This window comes from Cutibacterium nasicola (genome assembly GCF_052654715.2).
Map to the genome: position 1 here is coordinate 2,381,437 of NZ_CP199745.2, position 16,446 is coordinate 2,397,882.

Consider the following 16,446-nt stretch of genomic DNA (forward strand, 5'->3'; position numbering starts at 1 on the left):
CGACAACACATCACACAGATCAGGCCAACAAGCCGATACGAGAGGAACATCGTGGCTACCGAACTGACGTGGACCGACACCGACAAGCTGGCTGTCGACACCGCACGAGTGCTTGCGGCCGACGCCGTCGAGAAGACCGGTAACGGACACCCCGGCACCGCCATCTCCCTGGCCCCGCTGAGCTACCTGCTCTACCACAAGATCATGGCCATCGACCCGTCCGACCCGAACTGGCTCGGTCGCGATCGCTTCATCATGTCCGCAGGACACTCCTCGCTGACCCAGTACACCCAGCTCTACCTGGCCGGTCTGGGCCTCGAGCTGTCCGATCTGGAGTCTCTGCGTACCTGGGGATCCCTGACTCCCGGCCACCCGGAGTATGGCGTGACGAAATTCGTCGAGACCACCACCGGCCCGCTCGGTGCCGGCGTTGCCAACGCCGTCGGCATGGCGATGGCAGCTCGTCGTGAGCGTGGCCTTCTCGACCCGGACGCCGCTGCCGGAACCAGCCCCTTCGACCACTACGTGTACGCCATTGCCGGTGACGGCTGCATGCAGGAGGGCGTCGCGTCCGAGGCGTCGTCCTTGGCCGGAACCCAGGAACTGGGCAACCTCATCCTGTTCTACGACGACAACCGGATCACCATCGAGGGCGACACCACCATCGCCTTCTCCGAGGACGTCGAGGCTCGGTACGAGGCTTACGGCTGGCATGTTCAGCACGTCGACTTCACCAACGGTGGCACCACCTACGAGGAGAATGTCGAGGCCCTCATGGCGGCCATCGACAACGCCAAGGCCGTCACTGACAAGCCGTCCTTCATCCGTCTGACCACCGTCATCGGTTGGCCGATCCCGGTGCTTGCCGGTCTGGCCCAGGTGCATGGCGCGAAGATCGGCACCGAGGGCATCAGCGCCCTCAAGGAGAAGCTCGGTTTCGAGGACAAGCCCTTCGCCGTCGACGTCGAGATGGTCCAGAAGGTGCGTTCCGCCTTCGCCGAGCGCGGCAAGGGCCTGCGCGAGGCCTGGGACAAGAAGTTCGCCGCCTGGCACGACGCGAACCCTGAGGGAGCCGCCCTTCTCGAACGGATGCGTGCCCACAAGCTGCCCGAGGATCTCGAGATCCCGACCTTCGAGCCCGGCAAGATGAGCACCCGTAAGGCATCCGGAGCGGTCCTGAGCGCCCTCGGCCCTCAGATCCCCGAGCTGTGGGGTGGATCGGCAGATCTTGCCGGTTCCAACAACACCACCATCAAGGGGGCCGACTCCTTCCTGCCCGAGGACCGCTGCTCCGAGGAGAATCCGGGTGGCCCTTACGGTCGCACCATCCACTTCGGAGTGCGCGAACACGCCATGGGCGGCATCCTCAACGGCATCACCCTGTCGGGTCTGACCCGCTGTTACGGCGGAACCTTCTTCGTGTTCTCCGACTACATGCGTCCCTCGGCCCGTCTTGCGGCTCTCATGAAGGTCCCGTCGATCTTCGTGTGGACCCACGACTCCATCGGTGTCGGCGAGGATGGCCCCACCCATCAGCCGATCGAGCACCTGGCCTCATACCGTGCCATCCCCGGCCTTGACATCGTCCGTCCGGCCGATGCCAACGAGACTGCGGTGGCGTGGCGCACTATCCTGGAGCACATCGACCGCCCTGCCGGACTGGTGCTGTCGCGCCAGGACCTGCCGACGATCGACCGCAGCGAGTATGGCTGTGCCGAGGGTGTTGCCAAGGGCGCCTACGTGGTGTCCGAGGCCAGCGCCGATCCCAGGCTCATCCTCATCGGGACCGGATCCGAGCTGTCAGTGGCCCTCGAAGCGCAGAAGAAGCTGGAGGCTGACGGGGTCCCGACCCGCGTCGTCTCGATGCCGTGCCAGGAGTGGTTCGACGAGCAGGACGAGGAGTACCGCGAGTCGGTCCTGCCCAGCTCGGTGACGGCTCGTGTCAGCGTCGAGGCCGGTATCGCCATGGGATGGTCGAAGTATGTCGGCTGCAAGGGTGCGTCGGTCTCGCTGGAGCACTTCGGTGCTTCTGCTGCCGGAACCCTGCTGTTCGAGAAGTTCGGCTTCACCGCCGACCACGTCGCAGAGGTCGCCAAGTCCGTGCTGTGACGCGGACTGAGGCATGACGATGTCGAACCGACGCCGGGCGGGTCAGGACGAGGAGATGCTCCACGTCGCGGAGATGTACTACTTCGAGCAGATGACCCATGCCGCGATCGCCCAACGGCTCTCCATGAGCCGTTGGACGGTTGGCAGGATCCTGGAGGAAGCTCGCCGCACCGGGATGGTCAAGATCACCATCGACCACCCACTGGCCCGGCATCACCGACTCGAAACCGAGTTGGTGGAAACCTACGGGTTGCACTCAGCCGTCGTCGTGCCCGTCCAGGCCAGTGATGAACTGACCCTGGACCTCGTCACTCGGATGGCAGCTCAGCGGCTGTCCGAGTGGCGACCCCAGCCGCGGGTGGTCGCGGTGAGTTGGGGTCGGACGACGGCTCATCTCGCTCAGCACCTGGGGTCCGGTTGGGATCCCGATGTCGTCGTCGCCCAGACCAACGGCGGTGTTGCGGTCACGAGGAACGACCTGGTGGGACGCTCCGTCGTGCGGATGGCCGAGCTCGGTCCGGGCAGATCTCTCGCCTTGCAGGCCCCGACGATCGTCGAATCGACAGATCTGGGAGAGATGCTCCGCAAGGACGCGTCGGTCTCACGCCCGCTGGAGGCTGCCCACAAGGCTGATCTCGTCGTCTATTCGCCCGGAGCTGTCAGTACCGATTCGATCCTGGTGACGGCCGGCCACGTCACGAAGGACGGTATTGAGGAGCTGCGTCGCAAGGGGGCCAGCGCAGACATCATGAGCCACTACGTCGACGTCCACGGCGAGGTCGTTGATGAGGAACTGGATTCGCGCACGATTTCAGTGGATGTGGACTGCGTCAGGGTGACTGACGACGACCACGACAACTCGCGTCCGCGACGAGTCCTGGCTGTCGCATCGGGAGCCGAAAAGGTTGAGGCCGTGGGGACGGTTTTGCGGGGAGGACTGTGTACGGACCTCGTTGTCGATGCCGAGGCCGCGGAGCAGGCTCTGCAGTGATCCTTGGTGTGGTCGGAAGGCCCGGATCGTCATTTCTGCACGCAAGTGCAGATTGCTGACGAATGCGGTACTCGCGTGTGAGTGGCGGTTAGCGTGCATGGTGTCGGGCCCGTCGCTGGGTCATAACCCACCTTCGGAGGTACGAAGATGCTCAAGATTGCAGTGCTCGGTGCGGGCGTCATGGCCACCGCACTGACCTTCCCCGCTGTCGAGAACGGCAATGAAGTCCGTCTCATCGGCACCCACCTCGATGACGAGATCATTGATTCCATCCAGGCCACCCGGCAGCATCCTGTTCTCGAGCTCAAGGTCGACGAACGCGTCAAGGCCTACCACTTTGCTGACGCAGCCGAAGCCATCGAGGGAGCCGACATCATCATGAGCGGCGTCAACTCATTCGGCGTGGACTGGGCCGGTGAGCAGCTGGCCAAGCTGGCGAAGCCGGGCCAGACCATCCTGTGCGTCACCAAGGGTATGCAGGCTGATGAGGACGGTACCCTTCACATCCTCCCAGACGTGTTGAAGAAGCACATGGGCGACCTTGCCAACGAGGTTCACTGGGCAGCGATCGTTGGACCATCGATTGCCGGTGAGCTGGCTGTGCACCGCGACACCTGTGTGGTGTTCTGCGGCGAGGAACAGGAGGTGCTGGACAGACTTGCTGCGGCATATCGCACCAATTACTACCACGTCTGGACGTCCACCGATTTCATCGGACACGAGGTCGGCGCCTGCATGAAGAACATTTTCGCCTTTGGGGGGGGATTTGCGGCTGGCATGCTCGAGAAGGCCGGCCAGACTGACGCAAAGTACGTCATGTACGACTACACGGCGGCCCTGTTCGGTGAGGGCGCCCGCGAACTCAAACAGATGGTTTCCTTCATGGGCGGTGATCCCGAGGTGGCCACCGGTCTGGGTGGGGTTGGCGACATGTTCGTGACGACGATGGGCGGGCGCAATGTGCGCGCCGGGACCTATGTCGGGGCTGGGGTGCCGTTCTCGGAGGTCCGCAACGTCAAGATGAAGGGCATCACCCTCGAGGGGGTTGCCGCCATCGGCGTCGTCGGCGAGGCGATCGGAAGGATGACCGAGCGCGGGATCATTGCCGAGACCGATTTCCCGCTGGTGCGGGCGCTGTACGAGATCATCGCCCATGATGCGCCGCTTGACCTGCCTTGGGAGAAGTTCTTCGGTGGGGAAAGGTGATCACTGGCCCGCCTCGGTAGGGGGTGGGAACCCAGTGCGGGCGTGACGGTGCCCGAGAGCCGTGAGGCTCTGCACACCTTCCCACGGCCATGAGCACCCACCGTCACTGGTATCTGCCGTCGGCACCCACCGCAGCGGGTGCAAAAACTGCCGACTCGAGAGGGTCTTGAGCACTCTGGTGTTTCACGACCCCGCGGGTCGGTGTTTTTGTGCACCGGGACTGGATTGCTGGGTGCTTCCAGTGGTTTTGCCTGGATGGGCCGGGTAACCGCTCGGTGGTTGTGAACCGGAGGTGCCCTTCGAGCCACCACGACCTAGACTCATCTGGTCGAACTAGAAAGGCTGTCATGAACAACGTCATCGAGGTCACCGACGCGACCTTCGCCTCCGAGGTTCTCGGGGCTGCCAAGCCCGTCCTCGTCGACTACTGGGCTGACTGGTGCGCCCCCTGCAAACAGCTCTCCCCGATCATCGAGGAGCTGGCTGGGGTCTATGGCGACCGGATGGTTTTCGCCAAGGTCGACACCAACGCCAATACCCGGATTGCGGCCGAGCAGGGAATCATGTCCCTGCCCACGATTCAGGTCTGGCAGAGCGGCCAGCTCGTCAAGTCGCTGCAGGGCGGTAAGACGAAGAAGGCGCTCGTCAAGGTCATCGAAGAGTTCGTGCGCTGAGGAGGAATCATGCCGTCCGCCACCAAGAAGGTTTCCCTGGTCCGTCGTAGCGAGGGCCACTACACCGCCACCAACGCGCGTGGCGGTCAGATCCGTTTCGGCTCCGGTCAGGATGCCGAGTTCACCCCCGTTGAGTTGCTGCTGGCAGCCATCGGTGGATGCTCGTCCATCGACGTCGACACCGTGACGAGCCGTCGCGGCGGGCCGACCCAGTTCACTGTGTCCGTCATGGGCACCAAGGTGAGCGACGAGGAGGGCCGAGCATCCCTGGGGGACGTCTCGGTCGACTTCCAGCTCACCTTCCCCGACACCGACGAGGGGCGCGAGGCTGCCGGGCTGGTCAACCGCGTCGTTGCCATGTCGCGCGACAAGAACTGCACCGTCTCGCGCACGGTCGAGGCTCAGACCCCGGTGACCTTCAGCGTCGCCGGCGAACCGCTCGGCTGAGGCTTTTCTCGTAGGGGTCTTCAGGCCTCTGTCTTGGACATGACGACGGTCAGGCCCGGTGACGAAAAATCCCGGGCCCGGCCGTCGTATGTCATCAGGAGATGAGATCGCGCAGCCAGGCGACCATGGTGTCTTCAGCTTCCTTCGCCTGGGGGAAGGCGAGGGTGAAGCTCTGGGTGGCGTGTGCCATCCCCGGGACAGTCGTCAGCTGCACGGGTACACCGGCCGCTTCCAGCTTGCGCTGCCACGCGAAGGAGTCGTCGCGTAGTGGGTCCACCTCGCAGTTGAGCAAAAACGTCGGCGGAAGGCCAGTGGCATCCTCCAGGCAGATCGGGTTGCTGCACGGGTCGTCAAGGCTTGCCCCATGGGACAGGTAACGAACGTGACTGTGGTGCAGCGCGGCCGCGAGATCGGGGGCGTCGCGCTTGGCCTCCGCCATCGCCTCAGAAGTGTCTGAAAGGTCGAGAACTGGCATCTCGAGGATCTGCCCGAGAGTCTTTGGGCCGCCCTCGTCGCGGCAGGTGATTCCTGTCGCGGCCGCTAGATTTCCGCCGCCTGAGTCACCACCCACGACAATTCTGGACGCGTCGAACCCCTCGGCCTCGGCGTCTTCGGCAACCCACCGCACGACATCAACGACGTCGTGCAGATTCTCGGGGTAGTTGTGCTCGGGCAGCAATCGGTAGTCGACACTGACGACGCACATGCCGACGCGCTGGGCAATACTGGCCGTGCGGGAGAGCACGGTGCGCGGGGAGCCGTGAACGAAGGCCCCGCCATGGGCCCACACCAGGACTGGCGTGGGATCAGGGAGGCTCTCCGGCCGCTGGATCAGGACCGGGATGGGATGATCGCGGCCTGGCACCATGCGATCCTCGAGCTCGAGGGAGTCAGGGATCTCGGGTGTCAGTTTTCCCCGCAGACTTGCTGCGAAGTCATTTTGCTGCGCCCGCTGCTCGGCGAGCGTCTGTTCCTTCTGGGGCTGACGCTCCAGGATCTCTGCCAGTCGTGGATCGAGTTTCATTTACTTCACCCTTGTCACTCGTGTGATGCACAACGATCCGAGGATGACCAGGATGATCGTTGCGATGAAGAGTCCGGGGTAGCCCGTCGTCTTCACCAGGGTCGCGCCAATACCGGGGGCGAAGACGATCGGCAGGGAGTTGGCGGCGTTGAGGAAGCCCAGGTCACGAGCCGAGTCGTCGCGGTTGGGCAGAACCTCCACCATGAGTGCTCCATCGACGGCCATGTACGTACCGAAAGCGGCGCCGCCCATGGCTGCGAAAACGGTGAGAGTCCAGGGCTCGTTGACGAGGAGGAGGGGGATGACACCTGCACCTGCGACGAGCGGGGCGATCATCGTGAAGGGCTTGCGACGCTTGATCTTGTCGGACCAAGGCCCGGTGATGACGTCGAGGACGACTGCAGTGACTGCGAGCACTGCCGAGTTCATGGCAATGAGTTTTCCAGCGGCTGCCCGCGTCATTCCCATCTCGTCAGTGGCGATGTAGAGCTGGAACTGCATCACCATGAACAGGGAGATGACGAAAAGGAACCGACCAACCAGAATCCACCAGAATTGTCCGTCCGTGGGCGGCTTCATCTGGGACGCGAACTGACGCCAGGTGACCGGTGGCCGTGGGGATTGATTGCGCAGCGGGTGGGGTGGCAGAAGGATGACGACGATGACGCTCGAGATCAACAGCATCCATGCCGCGACGAGGAATCCGTGGGATGGTCGGGTGACCAGCGCTCCAGCGATGACCGCGCCAATGATCTGGGCCAGAAGATAGCCCGCGCCGCCAAAGGCGGACACCTTGCCGAGGACGGAGTCCGGCACGTAGTCCGGCGGAATGGCGTTGAAGGCGCCGAGCATGCAGTTGAGTCCGCCCTGGTAGATCATGTGCGCGATGACGAGAAGGGCGGGACTCCTGGTCAGGCCGATGGCCGCGAAGGCCAGGGTTGCGACGATTGCGCCGCCGATGATCCAGGGATTGCGCGGGCCGAACCTTGACCTCGTGCAGTCTGACAGGGTGCCCGCCGTGATCATGCAGATGACAGCTGCGATGGCTCCCGTGGTGGTGAGCAGGGCGAGGAAGTCGACCTTGTTCTCAGGCTTCACCTCGGCTGCCAGCGCCGCCAGCAATGTTCCGCAGGCTGCGCCGACGGCGGCCCAGCCCAACTGTCCGATGAACATGATTGCACCAAGACGGCCGGTACTCGCGTACTGCTCCTGTTGAGGCTGAGCAGCTTCGGTCGAGGTTGTCGTCATGGGTTCGCTCCTTTGCCGGGGAGGTGCGGGGCCGACCTCCACAAAACCCTAGTGGTACTAGGTATTGTAGGGCATGGTTACCTCCGTGGTCGACATCTGGGGTGGCTCGAGCACGTTGGAGAACCCAAATCCCGCCTCGCGCGCGGTTGAAGCACTGCCTTGAGCTGTGAGCCCGCGAGACGGGGTTCTTGTGAACCGGAACTGGAGGAGTGGTGGGCCGCGTCGGCGACCCGTAGGCTGACACGGTGCCCCGATCGCCTCTTCCACAACGTCACGGCCTGGAATCGGCATGGGTCCACACTCCCGATCACGGGGAGTGCCGCAGGTTGGCGAGCGCACGAGGGAGCGACGGCTGGCCCTGGCCAACGATGCGTGACTATCTGGTTGAAAAACTCGTCAAAGTGGGCGAGCAGCGGGTTGACGAGATGCTCGACGGCGAGAGGTTCGTCGACGAATCCGGAGGTGCGTTCACGAGGAGCTCCCCGTTCGCTCCGCAGACATTTGTTTTCTTCCACCGCGATCTTCCCGAGGAGGCCCCTGTCCCGGCGGGTATCGGGATCCTGTACGCCGACGATCGGATTCTGGTCGTCGACAAACCGCACTTCCTGTCGTCAATTCCGCGAGGTCAGCACGTTCTCGAGTCGGTGGTTGTCCGGCTGCGGACCCAGCTGGGGTTGCCAGAACTGACCGTGGCTCATCGCCTCGACCGGGTCACTGCTGGAGTCCTGCTGCTGACCAGGGAGAGGCAGTGGCGTCGGCCCTACCAGGAGATGTTCGAGCGCCGGGAGGTGTTCAAAAAGTACCGGTTGGTTGCCCCCGTGGTGCGCCACCGTGCTGGGGACGTGGTCGTGGTGACGAAACACCGCTGGCAGGTGAGGTCGAGAATCATCAAGGAGCGGGGCATCCTGCAAGCTCGTGAGATCCCGGGGGAGCCGAATGCCGTGACTGACGTCACTTTGCTGGACCAGCATGATGGGCTGGGTCTCTACGAGGCCAGACCGAGGACAGGTCGCACCCACCAGATTCGTCTCCACATGCAGAGGCTGGGCGCTCCCATCGTCAATGACCCCTTTTACCCGGTACTTCTGGACACCCCTGTCGACGACTTCAGCCATCCGCTGCAGTTGCAGGCCTGGCAGATGGGATTCACCGACCCCATCTCCGGGGAGCCAAAGGTCTTCACATCAAGGTTGGGGTTGGCCGCCTGGCGATGAGCGGCGTGAGTCTGCCCAAGGATGAGATGACGAAAACTGTCATCGCGCCGGGGTCCGGTTCACAGGAGTGCTTCATGCCCGTGCTGAGGCGTTATTTTTCGACACCCGGGCACGCGCCGGCATTCACCCCGGAGCAGTAGTTCGCCGCATCGCCTCGTACCTTCACGAAGTGATGCGGCGACAACAGTCGAGAGACTCAGCGTCCCAGCTCGGCGAGGAACCTCTCCGCATCGAGGGCCGCACGACATCCGGACCCGGCCGCAGTGATGGCCTGCTGGTAATGGGAGTCGACCAGGTCACCGCAGGCGAAAACCCCCGGCAGATTGGTGCGGGTGGACGGCTCGGCGCACACGACGTACCCGGCGTCGTCGAGGTCGACCTGGCCGCGGACCAACTCGGAGCGCGGGTCGTGTCCGATCGCCTCGAAGACTCCCGCCACCTCGAGCTGACGCTTCTCACCGGTCTTGGTGTCACGCAGGGTCACCGACTCCAGCTTGGACTCGCCCTGCATGGAGACGATCTCGCTGTTCCAGGCGAAGGTGATTTTGGGGTCGGCCTTGGCACGGTCGGCCATAATCTGGGAGGCGCGCAGCGCGTCACGACGGTGAACGAGGGTCACAGAGTTGGCGAAGCGGGTGAGGAAGGTGGCCTCCTCGACAGCGGAGTCGCCTCCGCCGACGACAGCGATGTCCTTGCCGGTGAAGAAGAACCCGTCACAGGTGGCGCACCAGGACACGCCTCGACCTGACAGACGGGCCTCGTCCTCGAGCCCGAGCTTGCGGTAGGCCGATCCTGTGGCGAGGATGACGACGCGAGCCTGGTGAGTCGTTCCGTTGGTGTCGATGACCTTCTTGATCTCACCGGTGAGGTCGACCTCGGTGACGTCGTCAGCGACGAGCTCGGCCCCGAATCGCTCGGCCTGGGCTCGCATCCGAGCCATGAGGTCGGGGCCCATGATGCCCTCGGAGAAGCCCGGGTAGTTCTCGACCTCGGTGGTTTGCATGAGGGCGCCACCGGCATCCATGGACCCTTCGAGGACAAGGGGCTTCAGCCCCGCGCGCGCGGTGTAGACGGCCGCGGTGTACCCGGCCGGGCCGGAACCGACGATGATGACCTCACGGGGGTCGTCGCCTTGGGTGTCGGTGTCGACCTTCTCGGTGGAGGGCTGGACGGTGTCGGTCTGCGAGGAATCGGACAGCGAGATGTTGCCGAGGATGGTGTTGGACACAAAGGGCTGAGTGGTCATGGCGTCTCCTGGTCGGTTGGCTGGTTCAAGGATCAACCTATCCAGCGCACAAAGGATTCAGGGCATTCCCGGAGGGGCTGAGGGGCGTACGGTAGGCCCTCCGGTGCTCTCACGAATGATGAGGTGCCAGGGTACAGGGACGTCGGTTCCGGGCTGGTGCGCGTCACTGGTGGATTGACCGATACGTCGGGTGAGGATCGTCAGGGTCTTGTCAGCGAGCGCGTTCAGGTCAGGAGCGATGGTGGTCAGGGTCGGGGTTGAGTAGGCGCCCTCTTCAGTGTTGTCGAATCCCGCGATTGCAATGTCTTGGGGGACTCGCACCCCCGCTTCGTGGCAGGCGCGAACCGCACCGATAGCCATTGTGTCGTTGAAGCAGAAGACGGCGTCAGGCTTCTCCGGGAGGCCGAGTAGGCGGTTCATGGCATCAAACCCAGCTGATCGCGAGTACGTGGGTACGCCCACGACGAGGTCGTCGTCGAAGGGAAGGGCTGCTGTTTCGAGCGCCTGACGATATCCGGTGAGCCGCGTCGATGCAGTGCCCTGATTTGGGACATGACCTATGGCGGCGATTCGTTGGCGTCCAACTTCAATGAGATGCGCGGTCATCCGGCGTGCAGCGTCGACAGATCTCACTGCGACATGGTCATGATCGGGCGGAGTTGCCCGCTCACCGAGTAACACCATGGGGACACTGGTGGGATGGTCGGAAATCTCCTCCGAGGTCAGGGACAGGGGTGAGAAGACAACTCCATCAACGACACCCCGGCCGAACCGAGTGAGTACTCGACTTTCCATGACGGGATCCGCGCCAGTCAGTTCCATCAGAGCGACGAGGCCCTCCTCCTTGGCCCGCTCTGAAATACGAGAGGCGAGCTCTGCGAAGTAGGGGGTCTCAATTTCTGGGAGGGCCAGAGCGATGAATCCAGTTCGTCCGGCTTTCAATTGGCGCGCTGCACGATTGGGTTGGTAGCCGAGTTCCTTGATGGCCTGCTCGACCCGAGCCCGAGTGCCGGGGCGGACGTGGGGGCTCTCGTGTACAACGTTGGAAACAGTCTTGACGGACACTCCTGCAGCTTCGGCGACATCCACGAGACGCGCTGTCATAGTCATGATTTTAGATCCTCATGATGATTCGAGCAATGCCACCGGACTGGCAGTGCAGGCGTGTACCTTGCATGTTCCGTTACATCGTTGTAAGAATGGATTACAACGTTGTACAGGAGCTACGGAGACGGCACCGACGTCGTCGCATAGAGGAGACATCCATGAGGACAACGACTGTCCACGTCCATCCCGCCTATCAGGTGGGAGAAGTAAACCGGAGGATCTTCGGCAGTTTCGTCGAGCACATGGGTCGCTGTGTCTACACCGGCATCTTTGAACCGAATCATGCCGATGCTGATTCCCGCGGATTTCGGCGTGACGTGGCAGCACTCGTCAAGGAACTAGGAATTACAGTTCTGCGCTATCCCGGCGGAAATTTCGTCTCGAACTACCGTTGGGAGGATGGCGTCGGACCGCTCGAGGAGCGACCGAGGAACCTTGATTTTGCGTGGCGGTCGGTTGAACCCAACACTGTTGGGGCCAATGAGTTTCTCGCATGGTGTCGACGCATGGGTATTGAGCCGATGCTCGCAGTCAATCTTGGGACACGTGGGCTCAACGAGGCCATGGAATTCCTCCAGTACGTGAACGGAGATACCGACACCCGTCTTCCCCAGTTGCGTAGGAGCCATGGGTGGGAAGATCCGTGGAACGTCGAGACCTGGTGTCTGGGAAACGAGATGGACGGACCTTGGCAGATGGGCCACAAGACGCCCGACGAATATGCCCGGACGGTGACCGAGGTGGCCAATGCCTTCCACCGCTTCGACGACAAGCTGTCCCTCATTGCGTGCGGTTCGTCATCGCGGTCTATGCCGACGTTCGGACGCTGGGAGCGCGTCGCCGTCGATGCAGCGTTCGACAACCTCGACATGGTGTCAGCCCACGCCTACTACGAGCCCATGGATGATGATGTCGCCTCCTTCGCCTGCTGCGCAGAGGACATGGAGAGGTACATCCGTGATGTCGTCGCCACCCTCGACCACGTCGCGGCCATGCATCACAGCGACCGTCGACTCAAGATCTCCTTCGACGAGTGGAATGTCTGGTATCAGAGCCGGTTTGGTGGGGAGAATTCTATCGGCATGGAGCATGCGCCACACCTCATCGAGGACACTTACTCGGTCTTGGACGCGATGGTCGTGGGCTCCCTCCTCATTACCCTGCTACGTCATACGGACAGGATTGGTGTCGCATGTCAGGCGCAGCTTGTCAATGTCATCGCTCCGATTCGTACTGAAGAGGGTGGTCGCGCCTGGCGGCAGACGATCTTCCACCCATTCGCGTTGATGTCACGACACGCTCGCGGGGTGGTTCTTGATACTCGCTGCGAGGGACCGGCAATCTCCACACAACGGTGGGGAGGGGCCGATCAGGTGTGGACCGTGGCGACGTGGGATGCCGAGAACCATGATCTCGTGGTCTTCCTCGTAAACCGTGACCTTCACGAGAGAGCTCGGGTGCGGATCGATCTGCGGGCCTTCGGCGACTGCAAGGTTGTCGAGTGCCTCGCTCTCGACGATGAGGACATTGCAGCTGTCAACACTGCAGACCGACCAAACCGCGTTGAACCGCGCAACGCTACCTGCGACATCACGTCAGGAATTCTCACTTTCGATGCCAATCCGGCGAGCTGGAATTGCCTGCGGCTGAAGACCTCGTCCAATGAGGACAACTGATTTTCGGAATGGGTGGATCGATGTCGATCTGACCAACAGGAAAGGAAGAACACAGCATGATTGAAAATCTGACACGACGGGGTTTCCTCTCTGGCGCGGTGGTGGCCGGTGCGGTAGTCGGCCTGACTGGTTGCGGTGGCGGTAAGTCTGCCGGTGGCACGACGAGCGACCAGGTATCGGGCAATGGCGGAAAGACCTACGACGGTCCCAAGGTTGAGCTCACCTTCTGGAATGGCTTCACTGGTGGTGACGGCACCTTCATGAAGGAACTCGTCAACAGATTCAACTCCAGCCACGACAACATCAAGGTCACCATGCAGTCCATGCAGTGGGCCGACCTTTACAAGAAACTTCCGACCGCTGTCACAGCGGGCAAGGCCCCTGACGTGGCTGTCATCCACCTTGACTCGGTGGCGACCATGGCGGCCCGAAAGTCCATCCAACCTCTCGACGACGTGGCCAAGGCACTTGATCTGAAAGGCTCCGACTTTGCGAAGGTGCCGTGGGCAGCTGGAATCTATCGCGATGTGCGGTACTCGATTCCGCTCGACGTCCATCCCATGGGCCTGTTCTTCAACAAGACCGTCATGGACAAGGCTGGGCTGGATCCCAACAAGCCGCCGCAGACCCAGGACGATTACATGTCTGCGTTGGAGACACTCAAGTCCAAAGGGGTTGCTGGGCACTGGGCATCGCCGTTCCAGTTCACCGGAGGAATGAGCGTCTTCAGCTTGGTGTCCCAGTTCGGTGGAGGACTCTTCTCGGAGGATGCCTCCCATGCGACGTGGCACGAAGAGCCGGGTATCAAGGCCATGACGTGGTGGATGGATTTGGTCAAGAAGGGGTATTCCCCAGCCAAGGTTGCCCAGGATGCGGACTTCGTCGCCCTTCAGAACGGGAAGACCGCTTTCAACTGGAATGGCATCTGGTCGCTTAACACCTTGGCTGAGAACAAGGCTCTGGAGTGGGGGGTCGCCCCGTTGCCACAGATCGGTGCGCGTGAGGCCGCCTGGGCCAACTCTCACCAGTTTACGATCCCGACACAGCGCAATGGGAACTCAAACCGTGCGGATGCTGCCAAGGTGTTCGTCAACTGGGTTTCCCAGCAGTCGCTGGAGTGGGCCAAGGGCGGCCAGATCCCGGCACGTAACTCGGTCCGCGAAAGTGATGGTTTCGCCAAGCTGACTGGCCAGTCAACCTTGGCCAAGCAGATCAACGATGTGGTGTTTCCCCCAACCGTCCCTGGCATCAGTGATGTCATCGGTGAGTTCTATCGCGCTGTCAACGAAATCATGCTTGGTGGCAAGGCAATTGAGTCGACGTTGAAGGAATCCGCCAGCAGAGCCGACAAGATTCTCGAGGAGAACCGAAAGAAGTATCAGTGATGTCGGTCTCAAGGGAAGGAACTACAAGGAGGAAACGTAAGAGCGTCGAGGGCTCTGCGGGTGTTGCGTTAGTCTTCCTCGCTCCCTACCTCGTCGTGTTCACGGTCTTCGTCGCCGTTCCTGCAGTGTACGGCATCTGGATCAGTTTGCATGACTGGGACTTCACCCTCCCGGCGCGTCCTTGGGTGGGGTTGCAGAACTATGCGGACCTGTTTGACCCACAATCGGTGCAGTACGAGCAGTTCTGGCGAGGCATGGCGAACACCGGTATCTTCACGGTGGCGAGTGTGCCTTTCCTTGTAAGCCTTCCGTTGGGGCTCGCAATCCTGCTGAACATGAAGTTCCCGGGGCGGACGTTCTTCCGGGCAGTGTTTTTCGCTCCCTACGTGCTCGGCGTCGCTGTCATCGGTGTCATGTGGAGATACCTGCTGGACGGCAACTTCGGTCTGGTGAACGCCATCTTCCACACAAACATCCAGTGGACCACCTCCCAACCCTGGGCCTGGATTGGTCTGGTCGGTGTCACGGTCTGGTGGACGATCGGGTTCAACGCAGTGATCTACATGGCCGGCCTGGCCAATATCCCTCAGGAACAGTATGAAGCTGCGGCCATCGACGGTGCTGGACGGTGGCAGCAGTTCAAGTACGTGACCATGCCAGGGCTGCGTCCCGTGTTGATCTTCGTCCTTGTCACAACGGTGTTGGCCAGTGCCAACATGTTCGGCCAGTCTTACACCATCACCCAGGGTGGCCCGGCTGAGTCGACACGGACCGCGATCATGGTCATCACCGACCTGGGGTTCAGCCAGAACCGTGCCGGTCAGGCCGCCGCTGAGAGCTACATCCTTGCAGCCATCCTCGTGGTGATCTCAATCACACAGTACTACGCCACACGCGATCACAAAGAGGCGAAGGACCGACGCCGGTTCCGTCATGCTGCCCGGTCCAGGAAGGGCGAACCGTCATGAGGAAAACATGGAGAAATCCGCTGTTCTGGGTGATGATGGTCATTCTTGCCGTCATCTTCCTCGGGCCTCTCGTGGTCATGATCCTCACCTCGTTCAAGACGAACATCGAGGCAAAGCAAGTTCCGGCCACATTCTTTCCGCGCACCTGGACGTTGCGTGCCTACCGGCAGTTGTTGTTCGTAGATGATGCGAGTCCGGTTCTTTGATGGGTACTGAACTCATGTGCGGCTGCGACGGCCAATTCGGTACTGACCTGCTTGTTTGCCGCGATGGCTGCCTACGCCTTTGCCCGGCTGCGGTTGCCCGGGAAGAACGTCCTGTTCGTAATCGTCCTGTCGACGATGTTCGTGCCAGGGTTCATCTTCCTCATGCCGAACTTCGAGTTGATGTCAAGGCTTCAGTGGTTGGACTCGCTTCCCGCGATCATCTTCCCGGGAACCGCAGGAGCCTTCGGAGTGTTCTTCCTCAGACAATTCTTCGTGGCGCTGCCGAAGGAGTTCGAGGAGAGCGCGAGGATCGACGGAGCTGGACCGTTCAGGACCTTCTTCACGATCGTGCTTCCCAACGTCAAGGGAGCCTTGGCGACTCTGCTTGTGCTGTCTTTCCTGGGTAACTGGAATGACTTCGTCTGGCCAATTTATGTGTTGTTCAGCGACACGAGTCTCACGCTTCCAGTCGGTCTGACCCGCCTGCAAGGAAGTTACACAATTGACTACCCGGTCATCATGGCTGGTGCGACGATGGCAGCCGTTCCGGTCCTCATCATTTACGTAGTCTTGCAGCGGTACATCATCGAAGGCGTTGCCAGTTCCGGCCTCAAGGGGTGAGGAAATGATGGCGAAGCGGCGTTTCGCAGCGCTTGTGCGGGGGTTCTGTCTGATCGTGGCGGGTTGTGAGCCAGTAACCGGTCGAAACTGACCTCTCATGCGACTCCGGGATTGCTGCCGGTCAGATCGTCAACCCAGTGTCGCGCAGCTTTGTCGGCACCCGGGCCGATCCGTCAGTCATCAGAGGTGTGGACGGCGGGCTCCCTGACTGGGGACTGACGCGATCTACGTGGCGCCTGACCACGGTCGGATCCGATTTGTTGGAGGGTGGGACTGTGGCCTTGAACTTTCTCCGCTGACGGCAAAACGCTGCTGGACAGGGCA

The 16,446-nt window shown here is 61.9% G+C and carries 15 protein-coding genes; 11 read left to right on the forward strand and 4 right to left on the reverse strand.

What is annotated here, in order from left to right:
* The first annotated feature begins 51 nt into the window (after positions 1 to 51).
* From tkt to ACUCCZ_RS11130, 5 genes are all read left to right on the forward strand, one after another.
* Positions 52 to 2,109, forward strand: a complete 2,058-nt coding sequence (gene tkt, locus ACUCCZ_RS11110) for a transketolase (protein WP_435917617.1) — start codon at positions 52 to 54, stop codon at positions 2,107 to 2,109.
* Positions 2,110 to 2,128: 19 nt separating this feature from the next.
* On the forward strand, positions 2,129 to 3,100 hold the full coding sequence (locus ACUCCZ_RS11115) for a sugar-binding transcriptional regulator (RefSeq protein ID WP_435917710.1): 972 nt from the start codon (positions 2,129 to 2,131) through the stop codon (positions 3,098 to 3,100).
* Positions 3,101 to 3,247: 147 nt separating this feature from the next.
* Positions 3,248 to 4,306, forward strand: coding sequence for an NAD(P)H-dependent glycerol-3-phosphate dehydrogenase (locus tag ACUCCZ_RS11120; RefSeq protein WP_435917616.1), 1,059 nt, complete (start codon positions 3,248 to 3,250; stop codon positions 4,304 to 4,306).
* A gap of 347 nt (positions 4,307 to 4,653) precedes the next feature.
* Positions 4,654 to 4,980 carry a thioredoxin gene (gene trxA / locus ACUCCZ_RS11125; protein ID WP_004809990.1) on the forward strand — a complete coding sequence of 109 codons (327 nt, stop codon included), beginning with the start codon at positions 4,654 to 4,656 and terminating at the stop codon, positions 4,978 to 4,980.
* A gap of 9 nt (positions 4,981 to 4,989) precedes the next feature.
* Positions 4,990 to 5,427: an OsmC family protein gene (locus ACUCCZ_RS11130; protein ID WP_435917615.1), complete on the forward strand. Its 438-nt coding sequence runs from the start codon at positions 4,990 to 4,992 to the stop codon at positions 5,425 to 5,427.
* Between the two features lie 94 nt (positions 5,428 to 5,521).
* Here the strand turns inward: ACUCCZ_RS11130 and ACUCCZ_RS11135 are convergent, their stop codons facing one another.
* The gene (locus ACUCCZ_RS11135) at positions 5,522 to 6,451 is read right to left on the reverse strand and encodes an alpha/beta hydrolase (protein WP_435917614.1); all 930 of its coding nucleotides are present in this window, start codon (positions 6,449 to 6,451) and stop codon (positions 5,522 to 5,524) included.
* Positions 6,452 to 7,624, reverse strand: coding sequence for an MFS transporter (locus ACUCCZ_RS11140; protein ID WP_435917709.1), 1,173 nt, complete (start codon positions 7,622 to 7,624; stop codon positions 6,452 to 6,454).
* Between the two features lie 443 nt (positions 7,625 to 8,067).
* On the opposite strand from ACUCCZ_RS11140, the gene ACUCCZ_RS11145 reads away from it, so the two are divergent.
* Complete coding sequence (locus tag ACUCCZ_RS11145; RefSeq protein WP_435917708.1) at positions 8,068 to 8,913, forward strand: pseudouridine synthase; 846 nt, start codon at positions 8,068 to 8,070, stop codon at positions 8,911 to 8,913.
* 196 nt (positions 8,914 to 9,109) lie between these two features.
* On the opposite strand, the gene trxB is transcribed toward ACUCCZ_RS11145, so the two are convergent.
* Entirely contained in the window at positions 9,110 to 10,159 is a 1,050-nt protein-coding gene (trxB, locus tag ACUCCZ_RS11150; RefSeq protein WP_435917613.1) for a thioredoxin-disulfide reductase, read from the reverse strand.
* Between the two features lie 57 nt (positions 10,160 to 10,216).
* Complete coding sequence (locus ACUCCZ_RS11155) at positions 10,217 to 11,263, reverse strand: LacI family DNA-binding transcriptional regulator (RefSeq protein ID WP_435917612.1); 1,047 nt, start codon at positions 11,261 to 11,263, stop codon at positions 10,217 to 10,219.
* Between the two features lie 161 nt (positions 11,264 to 11,424).
* Here ACUCCZ_RS11155 and arfA point away from each other — a divergent pair, with 161 nt between their 5' ends.
* The 5 genes from arfA (at position 11,425) to ACUCCZ_RS11180 (ending at position 16,122) form a co-directional block, all read left to right on the forward strand.
* Positions 11,425 to 12,942, forward strand: coding sequence for an arabinosylfuranosidase ArfA (gene arfA / locus ACUCCZ_RS11160; protein ID WP_435917611.1), 1,518 nt, complete (start codon positions 11,425 to 11,427; stop codon positions 12,940 to 12,942).
* Positions 12,943 to 12,998: 56 nt separating this feature from the next.
* Positions 12,999 to 14,327, forward strand: coding sequence for an ABC transporter substrate-binding protein (locus tag ACUCCZ_RS11165; RefSeq protein ID WP_435917610.1), 1,329 nt, complete (start codon positions 12,999 to 13,001; stop codon positions 14,325 to 14,327).
* On the forward strand, positions 14,327 to 15,295 hold the full coding sequence (locus ACUCCZ_RS11170; protein WP_435917609.1) for a carbohydrate ABC transporter permease: 969 nt from the start codon (positions 14,327 to 14,329) through the stop codon (positions 15,293 to 15,295). The genes ACUCCZ_RS11165 and ACUCCZ_RS11170 overlap by 1 nt, the downstream gene beginning before the upstream one ends.
* Positions 15,292 to 15,501 carry an ABC transporter permease family protein gene (locus ACUCCZ_RS11175; RefSeq protein WP_435917608.1) on the forward strand — a complete coding sequence of 70 codons (210 nt, stop codon included), beginning with the start codon at positions 15,292 to 15,294 and terminating at the stop codon, positions 15,499 to 15,501. The genes ACUCCZ_RS11170 and ACUCCZ_RS11175 overlap by 4 nt, the downstream gene beginning before the upstream one ends.
* A 63-nt stretch (positions 15,502 to 15,564) precedes the next feature.
* Positions 15,565 to 16,122 carry a carbohydrate ABC transporter permease gene (locus ACUCCZ_RS11180; RefSeq protein WP_435917606.1) on the forward strand — a complete coding sequence of 186 codons (558 nt, stop codon included), beginning with the start codon at positions 15,565 to 15,567 and terminating at the stop codon, positions 16,120 to 16,122.
* The last annotated feature ends 324 nt before the right edge of the window (positions 16,123 to 16,446 follow it).

Bases quoted from the DNA above. Each gene is read 5' to 3' on its own strand.
- ACUCCZ_RS11120 (WP_435917616.1), top strand. From the start codon at position 3,248: ATGCTCAAGATTGCAGTGCTCGGTGCGGGCGTCATGGCCACCGCACTG.
- arfA (WP_435917611.1), top strand. From the start codon at position 11,425: ATGAGGACAACGACTGTCCACGTCCATCCCGCCTATCAGGTGGGAGAA.
- ACUCCZ_RS11175 (WP_435917608.1), top strand. From the start codon at position 15,292: ATGAGGAAAACATGGAGAAATCCGCTGTTCTGGGTGATGATGGTCATT.
- trxA (WP_004809990.1), top strand. From the start codon at position 4,654: ATGAACAACGTCATCGAGGTCACCGACGCGACCTTCGCCTCCGAGGTT.
- ACUCCZ_RS11115 (WP_435917710.1), top strand. From the start codon at position 2,129: ATGTCGAACCGACGCCGGGCGGGTCAGGACGAGGAGATGCTCCACGTC.
- ACUCCZ_RS11130 (WP_435917615.1), top strand. From the start codon at position 4,990: ATGCCGTCCGCCACCAAGAAGGTTTCCCTGGTCCGTCGTAGCGAGGGC.
- ACUCCZ_RS11170 (WP_435917609.1), top strand. From the start codon at position 14,327: ATGTCGGTCTCAAGGGAAGGAACTACAAGGAGGAAACGTAAGAGCGTC.
- ACUCCZ_RS11155 (WP_435917612.1), bottom strand. From the start codon at position 11,263: ATGACAGCGCGTCTCGTGGATGTCGCCGAAGCTGCAGGAGTGTCCGTC.
- ACUCCZ_RS11140 (WP_435917709.1), bottom strand. From the start codon at position 7,624: ATGTTCATCGGACAGTTGGGCTGGGCCGCCGTCGGCGCAGCCTGCGGA.
- ACUCCZ_RS11165 (WP_435917610.1), top strand. From the start codon at position 12,999: ATGATTGAAAATCTGACACGACGGGGTTTCCTCTCTGGCGCGGTGGTG.
- trxB (WP_435917613.1), bottom strand. From the start codon at position 10,159: ATGACCACTCAGCCCTTTGTGTCCAACACCATCCTCGGCAACATCTCG.
- ACUCCZ_RS11180 (WP_435917606.1), top strand. From the start codon at position 15,565: ATGGCTGCCTACGCCTTTGCCCGGCTGCGGTTGCCCGGGAAGAACGTC.
- ACUCCZ_RS11145 (WP_435917708.1), top strand. From the start codon at position 8,068: ATGCGTGACTATCTGGTTGAAAAACTCGTCAAAGTGGGCGAGCAGCGG.
- ACUCCZ_RS11135 (WP_435917614.1), bottom strand. From the start codon at position 6,451: ATGAAACTCGATCCACGACTGGCAGAGATCCTGGAGCGTCAGCCCCAG.